The organism is Pseudomonas sp. GW821-FHT04C07, from assembly GCF_059420325.1.
In genome coordinates, this window is record NZ_JBWKTM010000029.1 from 1 (window position 1) to 1,244 (window position 1,244).

At 53.7% G+C, this 1,244-nt stretch carries 2 protein-coding genes; both read right to left on the bottom strand.

What is annotated here, in order from left to right:
• Positions 1 to 40 precede the first annotated feature (40 nt).
• Positions 41 to 877, bottom strand: coding sequence for an IS3 family transposase (locus AC07UI_RS29090; protein WP_494995750.1), 837 nt, complete (start codon positions 875 to 877; stop codon positions 41 to 43).
• Positions 874 to 1,179 carry an IS3 family transposase gene (locus tag AC07UI_RS29095; protein WP_008047186.1) on the bottom strand — a complete coding sequence of 102 codons (306 nt, stop codon included), beginning with the start codon at positions 1,177 to 1,179 and terminating at the stop codon, positions 874 to 876. The genes AC07UI_RS29090 and AC07UI_RS29095 overlap by 4 nt, the downstream gene beginning before the upstream one ends.
• Positions 1,180 to 1,244 lie beyond the last annotated feature (65 nt).

Here is a 1,244-nt window from a genome sequence, read left to right on the forward strand (position 1 = left end):
GCTGAACTGGTCAAGTAATCCCGGACACCGATTACGGTGTTTATGCCGCTTTTTGCTCCATGGCTATTGGCGACAGATAGTTGTTGTAGCTGTGGAGCCTGGTGCGGTTGTAGTACATAAAGAAGCGCACCATATCGGTTTTTGCTTCCTTGATCAGGCTGTAGCCGCTGCGAGGCACCCACTCTGACTTCAGTGTGCCGAAAAAACGCTCTGTTGGAGCATTGTCCCAGCACTGCCCGCGATGACTCATGCTTTGCAAAATGCCATGGCGCATCAGCTCCTCTTGAAACTTGCGGCTGGTGTACTGACAGCCCTGATCCGAGTGAAACATCAGTCCAGGAGGGCACGTTCGAACCTCTGTCGCCATGCGTAACGCCTTGCTGACCAAGTGGGCGTCATTGACCAGCGAAAACGCCCAACCAATGACCCGGCGAGCAAACAAATCGATCACGATGGCCAGATGAACCCAGCGCTTGCCCACCATCAAGCTTGTAACGTCGCCACACCAGACTTGATCGACCGCAGCTGGCTTGAAATTGCGCTTGAGCCGATTGGGCGCGACAAATGCTTCAACGCCTTTGGATCTGAATGGGTGAGGCTGGCGTTGTTTACTGACAATGTTGGCCTCCCTCATCAGCGCTCTGACAAGGTCTCTTCCGACCGTTATGTTTTGGGACTTCAGGCCCTTGCTGATCATTCTGGAGCCCATGGCTTCCCGGCTTTCGCTGTGCAGCTCAACCACTTTCAGCTTGAGCTCTTCGCGTCTGCCCCGCGGCTTGGTGCGCCGCTGAAGCCACTCATAAAAGCTGCTGCGCTTCACATCGAAAACACGACACAGGATGGCGGTCGGGAATGACTCTCTTAGTTCCGCAATCATCGAAAACGATCGGGATCCGACATCAAGAGAGCGGTAGCCTTTTTTAAGATCTCGGCTTCCATCTCCATGCGTTTGATCTTGGCCTTAAGTTCCTGGATCTGGCGCTGATCTTCGGTAATCGCCTTGGTGCCTTTGACTGGCTGTCCCTCGCGTTCCTTGCGAACCTGATCGACCCAACGCCGTAAAGCGGTAGGTCCGATGTCCAGCGATGCACACACGTCTGGCACCGGACAGTTATCATCAAGCACCATGCTGGCAGCATGCAGCTTGAACTCGCGGGTATAGACCTTTCTTTCGTTCATGAAACCTCCAAGTTGGCGAAATCATATCGCCCTTAAGAGGTGTCCGGAATTATTAGGCCAGTTCA